Below are 14,537 nucleotides of genomic sequence, written 5' to 3'. Positions count from 1 at the left end.
AAGCCCGAATGGGTCACCCCAGGGTTGTTGTACCTGGCCAGCTCGCTGTGCCGCGACACGGGCTACATCCTGCGTGCCAGCAACGGGCAGTTCACCGCCACCCGTTTCACCGAGAACAGCGGCGTCAGCTACCCACGCGACCTGGCGAGGGTACAGGCGGGCAACTTCAAGGAAGTGGCCGAACGCTGGAGCCGCATCAAGGAATGCCACTACGTACCGGTCAAGGTCGCCAACACCCGCGCCGACCTGGGCGAGAGCCCGGTTTGGGACGCGCGCAGCGGCGCGCTGTACTTCGTCGATATCACCGATGGGCGCATCAATCGGTTGAACCCGGACGGCGAGGTCGAAAGCCTGTATGAGTCGGCCGCACGCATTGGCGCCCTGGCCCTGACCGACCAGGGCAACCTGATCTTCACCGAGGATTCCAGTGTCGCCATTCTGGACGTGAACGCGCGCAAGGTGCGGCAATACTCCGTGCCGGTTCACCCGCGTTCCACCTACCGTTTCAACGATGGTGCCTGCGACCCCCAGGGCCGTTTCGTCAGCGGCCTGATGGACGAAGCCCCAAGTGGCAAGACCGGCGCCTTGTTCCGTTTCGACGCGGAACTGAGCGACCAGGTGATCCACGATGGCATGGCGCTGCCTAACGGGCTGGCCTGGTCGGAAGACGGGAAAAGCGTTTTCTTCGTCGACTCGGTAGCCCGCGCCATCTACCGCGCCGAGTACCTGCCCGAAGGCCGCTTGACCGAGGTTACGCTGTTTGCCGAAACGCCTGCCGAGCTAGGGCGCCCAGACGGCATTGCGCTAGACCGCGAAGGCGGGCTGTGGGTGTGCCAGTTCAATGGCAGTTGCCTGCTGCGTTACGACCGTCACGGCCACCTGACCGACCAGGTGGTGATGCCGGTGACGCGCCCGACCAGTTGCTGCTTTGGCGGTGAAGGGATGACCACCTTGTATATCACCACCGCGCGGTTCGGCATGAACGCTGTGGAGCTGCGGCACTACCCGGATGCCGGCGACCTCTATGCGATCCGCCCGGAAATCGGCGGCATTGCGCGCCACGCCTTCAAGGAATGAGGTTGTGCACCTGGCTGGCCGGTAACACGGCCAGCTCACCAAAGCGTTGCGCCGAGTCGATGTAGCGCAGTGCTGACTTGGCGTCCTTCCAGCCCACGTAGCTCATCAACGACTTCAGTTCCCAACCATTGGCCGTGGCCCACGTGGCGAAACCACGGCGCAGCGAGTGGCCGGTGTACAACGCCGCCGGTACCCCGGCACGCTCCAGCATGCGCCGGAGCAGCCCAACCAGGCTGTTGCTGTTGAGCGGCGCGTCGCTGAGGTTGCCCCAGCGGTCGAGCTTGCGAAACACCGGGCCATGGGCGATGCCGGCCACTTCGATCCACTGCAGGTACGCGCTGACCGGGCACAATGCCTTGAGTGCCGGCGTGCGGTGCTGCACACCAAGCGCTTCGCGGTCACCCTTGCTGCGAGGCAGGAACAAGGTGATGCCGACACCGGCTTCAGCCTGGATGTGCTCGACGCGCAGGCGCGCCAGCTCATCCCCCCGAAACCCTCGCCAAAACCCCAGCAACAGCAGCGCCGTGTCGCGACGCGCTCGGCGCAGGGTGGTCAAGTCGTGGCATTCGCGTGCCTGGCGGGCTTCGTCCTCGAAGCATTGCACGGCGGTTTGCAGGTGTTGCAGCAACAGCGGTGCAGCCTGTTTTGGCGGTGTCGGGTGCAGGGTGCGAATACCGCGCAGTACCTGGCGCACCAGCGGCGCCTTGGTCGGGTCGGGGAAGCCCTGGCTGATGTGCCATTGGCTGAGGGCCGCGAGGCGTTGACGCAAAGTGCTCACCGCGTGCTGCTCGGCGTGGTCGGCCAGGTAACGGGCCACGCCCTCGGCGGTGGCCGGCAGGAAACCACCCCATTGGGTCTCGAAATGGTCGATGGCAGCCTGGTAGCTGCGCCGCGTGTTGTCACGGGTGGCGGCGCGGACGTAGCGCTCGATGTCGGTCATGGTGCAGTAGCCGGTATTCAGTGGTGACACGATAAACCGAATCGGCTTGCCTGTCTTGGCATCAATCCCTCTTTAGTAGACACCTACCTTTTCATCGATGCCGTTGAAGGGTGGGTAGTCGAGCAGTTGTGCCGGCGACAGTGGGCGGCTGAAGTGATACCCCTGGGCAATGTCGCAACCGGCGAGCTTCAGGCACACCACTTGCTCACGGGTCTCCACACCTTCGGCCACCACCTCCAGGCCGAGGCGCTTGGCCAGGATGATGGTGGAGGAGACGATCGGGCTGTCGTCATGGCTGTTGGACAACGGCGCAATCAACGAACGGTCGATTTTCAGCTTGCTCAACGGCAGCGAGTGCAGGTGCGCGAACCCTGCATAGCCGCGCCCGAAATCGTCCAGGCTGATGCCCAGGCCCGCTTCGCGCAAGCGCTGCAGGTGCTCGACCGCCGTGCCCTCGGGGTCAAGGATGGTGGTTTCAGTGATTTCCAGCTCCAACCGGTGTGGGGCGATGCCGTACCTTTGCAATTTGTTCAGTAGCCGCGTGCTGAAGCCTGCCTGGCGCAACTGCAGCGCCGAAACATTGACCGCCAGGCGCGCTTCGCGGCCCTGCGCGTGCCAACGGGCGAGCGCCTCACAAGCCAGGCGCAGCACTTCCCAGCCAAGCTCGATGATAAAGCCACTGCGCTCGGCCAGGCCGATGAAGCGGTCCGGGTAAAGCAGGCCGAATTCCGGGTGGTCCCAGCGCACCAGTGCCTCGTAGCCCAGCACCTGGTGGGTATCAAGGCGGATCTGCGGTTGGTAATGCAGGATGAACTGGCGCTCGGCCAACGCCGCGCCGAAGGCTTGCTCGAGGGTGAAGGCATGGATATCGGAAAGGTTCAGCGACGGGTCGAAGAAGCGGTACTGGGCACGCCCGGCCTGCTTGGCCGAGTACATCGCGGCATCGGCGCAGCGGATCAGGCTGTCGATGTCTTGGCCATCGCGTGGGCAGATACTGACGCCGACGCTGGGGCTGGTGTTGACCTCCTGGCCATCCAGCGCATAGGTGGTCGAGAGTTTCTGTACCAGCTCGCGAACCCAGGCGTTGATCTGTTCTTCGCTGCGCTGACCGGCCAGCAGTACCACGAACTCGTCACCACCAAAACGCGAGGCTTCGTCGCCCGGCTCCAGCAACCGTTGAATTCGCCCAGCCACAGCTTGCAGCAGCAGGTCGCCGATCTTGTGGCCGAGTGAGTCGTTGATCGACTTGAAACGGTCCATGTCGATGAACAGGATGGCCATCAACCGGCGCTTGCCCCGTTGCCGGGTCAGCGCAAGCCCAGCGACTTCGACGAACTGGCGGCGGTTGTGCAGGCCGCTGAGGTGGTCAGTGGCCGCGGCGTGGCTGCTGCGCCGGTGTTCGTCCTCAAGCCGCTCTATCAGTTGCTGGTTGACCTGCTGTGCGTGCTCCAGGGCGCTGAACGCTTCCTGGCGCTTGCGCAACAGGCGCAACGTCCACACCAGGCTGGCCAGAATCATCAGGGTCATGCTCAGGTTCAGCCAGAACTGCCGTGAGTAGGCCAAGGCCGTCGGCGCCAGGATTTCTTCGTAGCGTTGGCTGACCACCACGCTAAAGCCTCGCTCGGCCTCGCGCCGGTACAGGCTCTGGTAGGGCCCGCCGGGTGAATACTGCGTGAACGCGCCCGCGTCGGGCCCGGCCTGCGGTAAATCAGGCTCCAGGCTGTCGGCGGCCACGATCACCCCGCTGGAGTCGATGCGCAGGCGTTCGTGGCCATCGTCCTGCAGCAGGCGCATCAGGCCGGTGCTGCCCAGGTCGATGTGCTGGAACAGCACCGCCAGGTAACCGATGTCCAGCTGTACCACCAGGATGTTGTCGATTTCGCGGCCGGGCAGGTCGGTCAGCGGCAATATGAACGGCAGACGCCAGTTGGGCAGGGCGCTAAGCGGGCTTTGCACCTCGATACTGGGCATGAAGGGTTTGAAGCCGTAGCGGGCAACGTGCAATTGCAACTGCCGCAGCCAGTCTTCAGGCAGCGTTGCGGCGTCGTCGGCATGGCTGGCCGACACGAGCCGGCCGTGTCGGTCGTACAGGCTCATGCGTTTGAACAACGGGTCATCGGCCAGCAACCGGGCCAGGTTGGCGTTGCCCTGGCGCGGGGCCTTCAGGTCGCCTTGGGTGACGCGGCCCACGGCCTGGGCACGGTCGACCAACTGGCGCAGGCTTTGCGCGACGATGCTGGCCAGGTTCAGGTGCTCGGCCGCCTTGGCCGCCACTGCATCCTGGCGCGCAGCGGCTTTCTGGGAGAAGTGCAGCCCCCAGAGAAATGCCAGGGTGGCGGCACACAGCATCAGGATCAACAGGCGCAGAAGGCTGGCGGAAGAGAGCGAACGGCGAATCACGACTGATAATCCCGACCCTGGGTGATGCTCAAAACATACGACAGTATGATGACAGGTCGATGACTGATGGCTAAGTGCCTCTAAGGTTTTGCTGTAACCGCCAAGGGCGTCTGCAAGCGTGTGGTCTCTTCTTCGATATAGTTCATCAGCGCAGCGACCTCGGCATCGCCCAGGCGCATGTTGGGCATCGCCAGGCGGTTGTATTGCTCGTACAGCAGCATGGCCAGCGGGTCTTTTTGCGCAAGCATCAGATCAGGCTCTTTCAGCCATCGGCTCAACCAGCTGGCATCGCGTTGCCGGGTTACACCCAACAGGTCGGGGCCGATGCCCCGTTGCACGCCTGGCTCGGCGTCGCCCAGGGTATGGCAGGAAGAGCAGCGGGTGCGGAAGATCTGCTCGCCGCTGCTGGGCGAGCGGACTTCCGGCGCATGGGCGTAGTCGTTGGCCATGGCGCTGGCTTGCTTCCAGTTGTGCAAGCTGTTGCCCAGGCGGTCGGCGAGGATGTAGGGGCTCTCGAAGGGCGAGGCTTTCATCCAGCGGCCGGTGGCCTGGTTGCCGATGATCAGGCTCAGGTTGTGGTCTTTGGAGCGGCCGTTTTCCAGGCCTTCTATGTACAGGCCCAAGCTTCTGCGCAATTGCTCGATGTCGGCAGGCTCGCCGGTGAGCAAGGTCCAGCCAGGGCCGATGGCGAATTTTTCGGCGTAACGTTTGAGGGTGGCCGGCGTGTCGTTGTAGGGGTCGATGCTGATGGAGTAGAGGAATATGTCCTTGCCGACCCGGTCGCCGAGGATTTTTTGCACCTGGCGCAGGCGCGCGGTTTCCACCGGGCAGGAGTCGGAGCAGCCGGTGAAGATGAAGTTGATGGCGACGACCTTGTCTTTGATCAGGTCATCGAAGAAGTGCACTTTTTCACCGTCCTGGGTCAGCAGGGGGGTATTGGGGAAGTAGTCGGCGCCCCAGGGGGTGGTGGTTTCTTGGGGTGGGGCTTGCCGGGGTTGCACGGGCCAGAACGGGATGCTGGCAGCGAACAGCGATAGCACGAGCAGAACACGCCATGAGCCAGTCATGAAGTACTCCTCCGTAAAAGATCCTACACAAACCGTTGTAGGAGCAGCCTTGTGCTGCGAAAAGGCCAGTGAAAGCACCGAAATTGCATTGTGTTGCCACTGGCCTCTTCGCAGCGCAAGGCTGCTCCTACACCTGCTTTGCCTACTTGATGCTGATTGGCGCTGTCACGCTTTGCCCCAGCGTCGACGTCACGGTCGCTGTCGCCGGTGTTGCCGGGCCGTTGCCGGTGGTAGTAGCCGACAACCGCCAACGGGCACCCGTGGTGGCCGCGGTCAGCGTGGCAGCACCCAGGTTCAACGGCCCGCTGGTGGTGGCCACCGTCACGTTGATGGCATTGCCGGTAGCCACCGAGGTGGTGCCCGCCAGCTCCCAGGTGTAGCGGTTGCCGCTGCGCACTTGCACCGAGGCACTGCTGACCTGGATGTTGTCGACCGGTAATGCCGGGCTCACCGCGATGCTGACCGCCGCCGGGGCGACCGACTCGGCACCCTTGGCGTCGCGCGCCGAGTAGTTGAAGCTGGCGGTGAACGGTGTGGCGACGGTGGCCGGTGGGGTGTAGGTCACCGTGGTGCCGTCGGTGCTGGTGGTACCCATGCCCGAATCCGGCTGGCTGAGGCCAGTGACGGTCAAGGGCAGGTTGCGCTCGGGGTCGGTGTCATTGGCCAGCACATTGAGCGTGATCGCCTTGCCGGCCGTGGTGGCAGCACTGTCGTTGACCGCAACCGGTGGCTTGTTGGTATCGTCGTTATCATTGTGGCCAGACGTGCGGAAGGTCGGCAGGCCTACAGAAGCGACGTATTCCACACCGTCCCAACCCGGCAACGGGGTAGGCATCACCTGGAACTGGCCAGGGTGTTCCAGGTCCCAGCGCAGCAGCATCGACGAGTCTTCGTGCTGGGTGTTGTGGCAGTGCTCCATGTAGGTACCGGCAAACTCGCGGAAGCGGATGGCCATTTCCACTTCTTCCGACGAGTCGGCATCCGGCCCAATGCGGTAGACGTCCTTACGCGCCCACTTTTCCCACTCTGGCGGTGCCTTGCCGTCGCGGCTGAGCACGATGCCTTCCTCGAAGTGCACATGCACCGGGTGGCTCCAGCCATTGCCGCCATTCTTGATCTTCCACACTTCCAGGGTGCCGTCGCCGCTAAAGCCGCCTTGGGTGGCTTCGTTGGCCAGTTGCGGCGCTGCGTTGATGCGCCGTGGGTCCATGCTGTAGCCGAAGCCGCCATCGGTCTTGATGGTCCAGGGGGTGGTGTCGGTGCCGTCGGAGCGGCCAAAGATGAACTCGCGGTGGCGGGCATCCTTGAGCTTGGCCTGGTCGGCCACGGCGTTGCGGTCGAGGGTCAGCGGGATCATCTTCAGGCCTGCGGCCTTGCCCGGCTTGGCCGGTTCATAAGCGACTGGGTCCATGCTCAGGTCCTGGCCGCTGTAAGGCTGCACCAGCAGTTGCATGAACTTGCCCACCACCGGGTCGCCTTTGTCCCACTGCGGGCCCTTGCTGGTCTGCTTGATGACCGCCTTGTATTTCTCCGACAGCACATCGGCCAGGGAAATGGCCTGGTTCGGGCCCTTGCCGGTCTGGTGCTCCATCAGGTTGACGAAGTACAGCTTGTCGCCTGCCTTGATGCCGTTCTTGGCGAAGTTGATGATGATGTCGTAACGCTCGGCGATGCCTTGCAGCGGCATAATGCCGTTGTTGTCCTTGAGGTCACCGTCGCCGTTGAGGTCCAAGGTGCCGTCGAATGGCACGGCATGTTCCATGATGTTGCCGTCGTTGGCGATCATGTGAAACGGTACGCGGGCATACGACACGTTGGAGCCGGACGGGCCTTTGAATTCGCCGCTGCTGCCGGCGATTTCACGCACCACGGCAAATTTGAAGTAGCGCGACACCGACCCATTGAGTATGCGGAAACGGTAGCTACGTGCCCGTACTTTCAGCTTGGGCTGGTACTGCCAGTTGACCAGGATCTGGTCGCCGAGAAAGCCGTCGGTATTGAACGGGTTGAACCACAATTGGCCATTGGCATCCCAGGCTTTGTCGGCAATCACCAGGTTGACGTCGTAGTCGCGGTTGCCCCACGGCATGGCCGAACCACTGGGGAAGCGCAGGTTGACGCCATCCTGCAGGGCCTCGTTGCCGCGGTCCAGGGCGCTGTAGTAGTTCATCATCACGGCGTTGCCTTTGTAGACGTTCTGCGCCGTGAAATCCATCATGTGGTCGTGGAACCAGTGGGTACTCATGGTTTCGCGCCAGTCGCCACGAATCTTGATGCTGCCGTTTTCGCAGGTTTTAAGGCCCGGTGAGGCGTCGTTGACGTACAGCGTTTCGCCCGGTGCGCAGGGGAACGCCGCGCGCGGGTCTTGGGCGCGGGTGTTGATGGTGTCGTAACCGGCCAATTGCACCGGCCACCGGTAGTCGTAGTACTGGCCGGGGAAGAAGTAGGCGTTGGCAAAGCCATCGCTCTCGGCCGGGGAGTGGCCGTTGTGCTCGTGGGTGGAGATGGTGTGCAAGCCAAAGCCGCCGTTGGCCGACGGGTCGATCGGCAAGGCGTTGTAATGGCGCATCAAGATCGGCTGGCCATAGCGGACCATCAGCAGCTTGGGCGGGAAGGTGCCGTCGAAGGTCCACAGCGATTTGTGGTTTTGCAGAGGGAAACTTGGGTGGAAGCGGGTGTCGATGCCCTTGGTGGTGCCCAACGTGGTGGGGATGTCCGAGGTCTGGTAGTACAGCCCGCCTGGCGCGAATTCACCGACCGCATAGTTGTGCATTTGCTTGCGGTCACGCAGCCCGAGGTTGATGCGTGCGCCAGCTTGGGCGGTCTTGAACGCAGCCTGAGGGTAGAACTCGTTCCAACGCTGATGGGACCAGCCCTTTCCTGGTGGGCGGCCTTCAGCCGGCGAGCCGACCGGGTGGCGGTTGAGGAACATCTCTATCTGCGCTTTCCACGGGTTGCGGTCGAGCACGTTGGAGAACTGGGTAGGGAAGGGGTACAGGCCCGGCTGCTTGAGGAAGGCTTCCAGGGCGGTGCCACTGGGGCCGCTGCGGGCGACCACATTGGGGTCTTGCGCGGGGGCCGCGCCTAGGGTTGGTACGGGGAAGGTCAGGTCAGGTGCCGGGATGCTGGGGTCGAGCTTTTCCGGGCCGAATTCTTCGAACAGCAGCAGTTGCTGGGTGAACGGCTGCGCACCGAACAACGGGCTGGGCTTGCCGTTGGTGGGGTACTTTTCAGAGGTTTGCAACGCGGGCGGCAGTACGTTGTCCTGGCGCACGGTAGAGCGGTCGCCATGGACGCCATCGGTCAGCTCCAACGAGCCTTCGTTGGCTTCCGGCAAGGTGTACAGGTTGAGCAGCGCCGGGTTTGGGTCGTCCGGCTGGTCGGTATAGGCCGAAGGGTCGGTCGGCGGCGGCTGGCCGACGTCATCGAGGGAAGACGCGATTGCCGGGTTCAGCCCAAGGCTGAGCATCAGCACGGTGACGGCAGACAGTTTGAATGTTTGCCTGGTTGGGTGAATCACGGCAGGTGTTTTCATTGCCTGGTGCCTCGCTCGCGGCTGTATGGCTTGGGGCCATCAATGGCGTTTTGCCTGGTTAAGGGGCCTGAGCAACGGCTGTGCCAACAGATGTTTCGGTAATGCTTTGTTAAACAAATCCTTTAAAAACCTGAGTCGCGCTAAATAATGGCGTGCCAGGGCTGGGGACAGGCACCCACAAGCGGGTCACCCAAGGCCCAGTGTTTGGGGCGTGACAGCACCTTCCTACCTGCTGTATACCTGTGGGCCACCAAGGGGAGCCCGGCAACGGGCTGAGAAACCGCTGAGCGTTGCAGCGCGGTGACCCTTCGAACCTGATCCGGATCATGCCGGCGAAGGGATGGGACTTGAAACCTGCCTTTTTGCCGGCCTCACTGCGAGGCCAGTCCATGCCAGCTTCAACGGTCTCGCTGTCACCCCCTGCAGAGGACAGCATCATGACCGAACGTTTCACGCAAACCCTGCGCCGTCAGAGCGAGCCGACCTGGTCGGCGGCCGTCGGGCACCGCTTCGTTAGCCAACTGTGCGACGGCAGCCTGCCGGACCCGATCATGGTCCGCTACCTGGTGCAGGACCACCGCTTTCTCGACAGCTTCCTGACCCTGCTCGGCGCTGCGATCGCCACCGCGGACACCTTCGAGGCACGCCTGCGCTTCGGCCAGTTCGCCGGGATGATCTCCAGCGATGAGAACACCTATTTCCTGCGCGCCTTCGAGGCGCTGGACGTCAGCCCGGCGCAACGCGTAGAGGCCGCGGACACTGCGCCGACCGCAGGCTTCAAGGCGATCATGCGTGAAGCAGCCGCCACCCGCTCGTACGCCGCCGCGTTGGCAGTATTGAATGTCGCCGAAGGGTTGTACCTGGACTGGGCGCTCAAGGCGCCGAAACCCTTGCCTGAACACTTCGTGCATGCCGAATGGATCACCTTGCACGACAACCCGGCGTTCCAGGCGTTCGTCGCCTTCCTGCAGGCCGAACTGGACCGCGTCGGGCCGCAGGAAGCCGAGCTGAGCACCGATTTCTACCTGCGTACCGTGGCCTTGGAGCTGGCCTTCTTCGATGCGGTTTACGAGGGGGAGGTGTGAGCATGGATATTTTCAATCGCCTCAAGGCCGCCACCACGGGCGAGTGGCACCGCTATGTCGAGCATGATTTCGTGCAGCAGATGGGCGAAGGCACGCTGAGCGAGGCGGCGTTCCGGACGTACTTGGTGCAGGACTACCTGTTCCTGATCCAGTTCGCCCGCGCCTGGGCCCTGGCCGCTTACAAGAGCCGCCTGCCGGCCGACATCCGCGCCGCCCAGGCGGGCCTCGCGGCGATTCTCGACGAAACCGAGCTGCACCTGCGCCTGTGCGCGCGCTGGGGGCTGACCCAGGCTGATATCCAGGCCGCACCCGAGCACCAGGCCACGGTGGCGTATACCCGCTATGTGCTCGACTGCGGCGCCGCAGGCGATCTGCTGGAGCTGCATGTGGCGTTGGCGCCCTGTGTGATCGGCTACGCAGAAATTGGCCGGACGTTGGCTGAACGGATTGGTGACCTGAGCGATCACCCTTACCGTGAGTGGATCGCTGAGTATGCCGGGGAAGGGTATCAGCAGGTGGCGGCCAATGCCCGCAAGCACCTGGATGAACTGGCCGCGCGGAGCATGACCGAACAACGGTTCGTGGAGCTGGCAGGGATCTTTGGCCAGGCGTCGAGCCTGGAGGCCGATTTCTGGCAGATGGGGCTGGATGGCGCGAAGTAGGGATCAATGGTCCTCGTTGATCATTGGAATTCCAGGTAGGAGCAGCCTTGCGCTGCGAAGAGGCCGGTGAAGACACCATTAATCTTCGCTGCTGCCACTGGCCTCTTCGCAGCACAAGGCTGCTCCTACCCGGATCGCGCATGGCGGGAAGGCAGGGTTAGTGGGTTGGCTGCGATGTAGCAAAAGCCACCCGCGCTGCAGGAATGCCTGGACGGCGGACTGCTTGAATGCGGTTTGGGGGGGGCGCTCAATTCCAGGTAGGAGCAGCCTTGCGCTGCGAAGAGGCCGGTGAAGACACCATTAATCTTCGCTGCTGCCACTGGCCTCTTCGCAGCACAAGGCTGCTACTACCCGGATCGCGCTTGACGGGAAGGCAGGGCTAGTGGGGCCGGCTGCAGGCCTCGCCACCCTGGCATATCCGCCAGCAAGCGACGTGTGTACTCACTCGCTGGTTGCTCGAATACCTGCTCGGTAGGCCCTTGGTCCACCAGCCTGCCCTGGCTCATCACCAGCACCTGGTCGCTGATGCCGCGTACCGTGGCAAGGTCGTGGGACACGAACAGGTAGGTCAGGCCCAGGTCGCGTTGCAAGGTCTGCAACAGCTCCAGCACTTGCGCCTGCACCGGTGCGTCCAGCGCCGACAGCGGCTCATCCAGTACCAACAGTTCCGGCTCGGCGGCCAGCGCACGGGCGATGGCGACCCGTTGCCGTTGCCCACCGGACAACTCGCCAGGGCGCCGCTGCAGCAAGTCGGCAGGTAGCCCGACACGCCCCAGCAGCTCGACCACCCGCTGGCGATCATCGCGCCGGTTGCCGATGGCGAAGGCGCGCAGCGGCTCACGGATGATGTCCAGCAGGTTGTGCCGCGGGTCGAGTGCGGCCCATGGGTTCTGGTAGACCAACTGCACCCGGCGCCGATAGGCCTGCAACTGCTTGCGGCTGGCGCCAAGCACCTGCTCGCCATCAAACAACACGCTGCCTGCATCTGCCTGCTCCAGGGCCAGGATGATGCGCGCCGTGGTCGACTTGCCAGAGCCCGACTCGCCAACCAGGCTGGTAGTGCTGCCACGAGGCAGGCTGAAACTGACATCCGCCACCGCCGCCGGCCCCTGGCGGTTGAAGCGCCGCTGCAGCCCAGTGACCTGCAGCAAGGGCGCCGCAGGGTGATCGGCCGGGCGGGTACGACGCTGCTGCAACCGTGCCAAGGGTGAGGCATTGAGCAACTGGCGCGTGTAGGGGTGGCTGGGGGTATGCCACAGGTGTTCGGGCGTGCCGCTTTCGAGCAGTTGGCCGTGGCGCATGACCAGAATACGGTCGGCCCGGTCCAGCGCCACCGCCAAGTCATGGGTGATCAGCAACAGGCTGCTGCCGCGCGCGCGCACCAAATGCTGCAAACGGTCGAGGATCTGCCGCTGGACACTCACGTCGAGGGCACTGGTGGGCTCGTCGGCGATCAGCAGCGGCGGGTCATTGGCCAGGGCGATGGCGATCAATACCCGCTGGCACATGCCGCCCGACAACTGATGGGGGTAGCACCGCAGCAGTTGCTCAGGTGCCTTGAGGCCTACCTGCTGCAGCAAGGCCAGCGCCTTGGCATGGGCCTCGCTGTGCGCTACGCCATGCACGGTCATGGCTTCGATCACCTGCGCGCCGATGGTCTTGACCGGGTCCAGCGACGTGCCTGGGTCTTGTGGCACGAAGCCGACCAGGCGGCCACGGCGGGTTTGCCAGTCGCGCTCATTGAAGGTGTCGAGCGCCTGGCCCTGTAGCCACAGTTGGCCGTTTTGCCGTGCTGTAGCCGGCAACAGACCCGCCAGCGCCGCCGCGGTAGTGGACTTGCCTGAGCCGGACTCGCCGACCAGGCAGACGATTTCGCCAGCGCCAATCTCCAGGTCCAGCGCCTGCACGGCGGGTTGTTGGCTGCCGGGGTAGTCGACGCGGAACTGGCGGATACGAACCAGTGGCGAACTCATCACGCTGCTCCTTGAAGTTGTTGCAGGCTACGCGCCAGTTGTTGAGTAGCCAGGACCACCGCAGCCACCACCAGGCCCGGCAAGGTGGTGTACCACCAGGCGACGACCATGTAGTTGCGCCCCTCGGCGATCAGCAAGCCCCATTCCGGCTGGGGCGGCGGCGCGCCGAAGCCCAGAAAGCTAAGCGCCGAGACGGCCAGCACAGCGCTGGCGAATTCCAGTGCGGCCAGGGCCAGCAACGGCCCCGCGGCATGTGGCAGCACGTGGCGGCAAAGGTTGGTCCAACTGCCAACCCCGACCACCTGCGCCGCTTCGACAAAGCTGCGGCGGCGCCAGCGCAAGACTTCGCCACGTGCCAGGCGGGCGAACATCGCCACCGAGGAAAGCCCCACGGCCAGGGCGATCTCCAGCGTGCCGAACCCCAGGGCGGTGACGATGGCCATCGCCAACAACAAGGCAGGAATCGCCATCAGGACTTCCACCCCCATCGCCAGCAGCCGGTCGGCGACGCCACCGAACCAGCCGGCAATGCCCCCCAGCAGGCTGCCGGCGACCAAGGCGATCAGTACCGCGATGCTGGTGGCCTGCAGCGACAGTGCCGCGCCATGCACACAACGCGCATACAGGTCGCGGCCCAGGTGGTCCGTACCGAACCAGTGGTCGGCGGAGGGGGCTTGCAGGGCCTGGTTCGGGTCAGCCAGCAGCGGGTCGGCGCTGCTGAACAGGTTCGGCCAGAAGGCCCAGCCCAGCACCACGATGAACAAGGCCACGCTCAGCGTCAGTGGCAGGCTGGGCCAGCGCATCGGGCGTGCAAGGCGGTAGGCAGGTTGCAGAATCATGGGCGGCTTCCTTGGCGGATACGGGGGTCGAGCAACGGGTAGGCCAGGTCGGTCAGCAGGTTGGTCAGCACGTACAAGGCGGCGGCCAGCAGTACTACGCCTTGGACCACGGCGATGTCCTGGCTAGCGACAGCACCTTGGGCCAAGCGCCCGATGCCATCACGGGAGAACACGGTTTCGGTCACCACCGCGCCGGCCAGCAGGTTGCCCAGCAGGGTGCCGGCCAGGCTCAACAAGGGGATCGCTGCGTTGTGCAGGATATGCCCGCCAAGCAGCCGCCATGGCCCGACACCCTTGCTGCGCAGGGCCTGCACAAAGGGCTGTTGGCTGACCGTGGCGATCGAGCGGCCAAGCACCTGGGCGATCATCGCCGCGCACGGCAGGGCCAAAGTCACGGCCGGCAGAACCAGGCTGGCCAGGCCTTGCCCACCCATGGCCGGCAACCAGTGCAGTTGAAAGGAAAACAGTTGCAGCAGCACCAGCCCGACCCAGAAGGTCGGCAGCGACACCACCACGGCAGGGGCATTGTGCAGCACGCTCTGCAACGGTCGCAGGCGTACGCGATGGGCCGCGAGCGCTAGGCAGATGCCCAGTGGCAGCGCCAGGCCAAGCGCCGTGAAGGCCAACGCCAGGGTGGCCGGCAATGCCGCTGCAAGTGCTGCGGTGACGGGCTTGCCGGTCTGCAGCGAAGTACCCAGGTCTAGCTGCAGCAACCGCCACAGCGCACCGGTGTACTGCTGCCAGAGGCTGCCGTCGAGGTGATAGCGAGCGCGCAGTTCAGCGACCATGACCGGGTCTGCCGAGCCCGGTTCGCCGCTTTGCGCCAGCAGGATCGCTACCGGGTCACCGGGCAGCCCATAAAGGATGGCAAACGACAGGCTAAACGCTGCCCACAGCACCAGCAGTGACTGGGCCAGGCGCCACAGGTGCGCGGGGTGATGGTTCAGGGCGTTCATCGG

10 protein-coding genes and 1 riboswitch are annotated in these 14,537 nt (G+C 64.2%); of the genes, 3 read left to right on the top strand and 7 right to left on the bottom strand.

Translation table 11 applies throughout. From position 1 onward, the window contains the following. The first annotated feature begins 24 nt into the window (after nucleotides 1–24). Nucleotides 25–1,077 (top strand): SMP-30/gluconolactonase/LRE family protein, encoded by a 1,053-nt coding sequence (locus AC5PZ0_RS12320; protein ID WP_371098215.1) that lies wholly within the window; start codon nucleotides 25–27, stop codon nucleotides 1,075–1,077. On the opposite strand, the gene AC5PZ0_RS12315 is transcribed toward AC5PZ0_RS12320, so the two are convergent. From AC5PZ0_RS12315 to AC5PZ0_RS12300, 4 genes are all read right to left on the bottom strand, one after another. After that, nucleotides 1,067–2,047: a site-specific integrase gene (locus tag AC5PZ0_RS12315; RefSeq protein WP_493855061.1), complete on the bottom strand. Its 981-nt coding sequence runs from the start codon at nucleotides 2,045–2,047 to the stop codon at nucleotides 1,067–1,069. The genes AC5PZ0_RS12320 and AC5PZ0_RS12315 overlap by 11 nt on opposite strands. 42 nt (nucleotides 2,048–2,089) lie before the next feature. Beyond that, on the bottom strand, nucleotides 2,090–4,417 hold the full coding sequence (locus tag AC5PZ0_RS12310; RefSeq protein ID WP_493855060.1) for a putative bifunctional diguanylate cyclase/phosphodiesterase: 2,328 nt from the start codon (nucleotides 4,415–4,417) through the stop codon (nucleotides 2,090–2,092). 80 nt (nucleotides 4,418–4,497) lie between these two features. After that, nucleotides 4,498–5,484, bottom strand: coding sequence for an SCO family protein (locus AC5PZ0_RS12305; RefSeq protein ID WP_493855059.1), 987 nt, complete (start codon nucleotides 5,482–5,484; stop codon nucleotides 4,498–4,500). Nucleotides 5,485–5,626: 142 nt separating this feature from the next. Further along, on the bottom strand, nucleotides 5,627–9,019 hold the full coding sequence (locus tag AC5PZ0_RS12300; protein ID WP_493855058.1) for an Ig-like domain-containing protein: 3,393 nt from the start codon (nucleotides 9,017–9,019) through the stop codon (nucleotides 5,627–5,629). A gap of 243 nt (nucleotides 9,020–9,262) precedes the next feature. Then, nucleotides 9,263–9,377, top strand: a riboswitch (TPP riboswitch). Nucleotides 9,378–9,456: 79 nt separating this feature from the next. On the opposite strand from AC5PZ0_RS12300, the gene AC5PZ0_RS12295 reads away from it, so the two are divergent. Both AC5PZ0_RS12295 and tenA read left to right on the top strand, forming a co-directional pair. Continuing rightward, the gene (locus AC5PZ0_RS12295; protein WP_099429390.1) at nucleotides 9,457–10,104 is read left to right on the top strand and encodes a TenA family protein; all 648 of its coding nucleotides are present in this window, start codon (nucleotides 9,457–9,459) and stop codon (nucleotides 10,102–10,104) included. A 2-nt stretch (nucleotides 10,105–10,106) separates the two neighbouring features. Further along, the gene (gene tenA, locus AC5PZ0_RS12290; protein WP_099429389.1) at nucleotides 10,107–10,766 is read left to right on the top strand and encodes a thiaminase II; all 660 of its coding nucleotides are present in this window, start codon (nucleotides 10,107–10,109) and stop codon (nucleotides 10,764–10,766) included. Nucleotides 10,767–11,113: 347 nt separating this feature from the next. Here tenA and AC5PZ0_RS12285 read toward each other — a convergent pair whose 3' ends face one another. From AC5PZ0_RS12285 to AC5PZ0_RS12275, 3 genes are read right to left on the bottom strand one after another with little or no spacing between them, the layout of a single operon-like run. Continuing rightward, complete coding sequence (locus tag AC5PZ0_RS12285; protein ID WP_493855057.1) at nucleotides 11,114–12,739, bottom strand: dipeptide ABC transporter ATP-binding protein; 1,626 nt, start codon at nucleotides 12,737–12,739, stop codon at nucleotides 11,114–11,116. Continuing rightward, nucleotides 12,739–13,578, bottom strand: a complete 840-nt coding sequence (locus AC5PZ0_RS12280) for an ABC transporter permease (protein ID WP_493855056.1) — start codon at nucleotides 13,576–13,578, stop codon at nucleotides 12,739–12,741. The genes AC5PZ0_RS12285 and AC5PZ0_RS12280 overlap by 1 nt, the downstream gene beginning before the upstream one ends. Continuing rightward, nucleotides 13,575–14,534 carry an ABC transporter permease gene (locus tag AC5PZ0_RS12275; protein WP_493855055.1) on the bottom strand — a complete coding sequence of 320 codons (960 nt, stop codon included), beginning with the start codon at nucleotides 14,532–14,534 and terminating at the stop codon, nucleotides 13,575–13,577. The genes AC5PZ0_RS12280 and AC5PZ0_RS12275 overlap by 4 nt, the downstream gene beginning before the upstream one ends. Nucleotides 14,535–14,537 lie beyond the last annotated feature (3 nt).

The sequence above is a fragment of the Pseudomonas sp. 5.2 genome (assembly GCF_059025405.1).
Note: the sequence above shows the minus strand (reverse complement) of the source record. Positions and strands in the feature narration are given on the sequence as shown.

What these genes read in the sequence shown, in the direction of transcription:
- AC5PZ0_RS12305 (WP_493855059.1), bottom strand. Translation starts at nt 5,484, where the DNA reads ATGACTGGCTCATGGCGTGTTCTGCTCGTGCTATCGCTGTTCGCTGCC.
- AC5PZ0_RS12300 (WP_493855058.1), bottom strand. Translation starts at nt 9,019, where the DNA reads ATGAAAACACCTGCCGTGATTCACCCAACCAGGCAAACATTCAAACTG.
- AC5PZ0_RS12295 (WP_099429390.1), top strand. Translation starts at nt 9,457, where the DNA reads ATGACCGAACGTTTCACGCAAACCCTGCGCCGTCAGAGCGAGCCGACC.
- tenA (WP_099429389.1), top strand. Translation starts at nt 10,107, where the DNA reads ATGGATATTTTCAATCGCCTCAAGGCCGCCACCACGGGCGAGTGGCAC.
- AC5PZ0_RS12285 (WP_493855057.1), bottom strand. Translation starts at nt 12,739, where the DNA reads ATGAGTTCGCCACTGGTTCGTATCCGCCAGTTCCGCGTCGACTACCCC.
- AC5PZ0_RS12280 (WP_493855056.1), bottom strand. Translation starts at nt 13,578, where the DNA reads ATGATTCTGCAACCTGCCTACCGCCTTGCACGCCCGATGCGCTGGCCC.
- AC5PZ0_RS12275 (WP_493855055.1), bottom strand. Translation starts at nt 14,534, where the DNA reads ATGAACGCCCTGAACCATCACCCCGCGCACCTGTGGCGCCTGGCCCAG.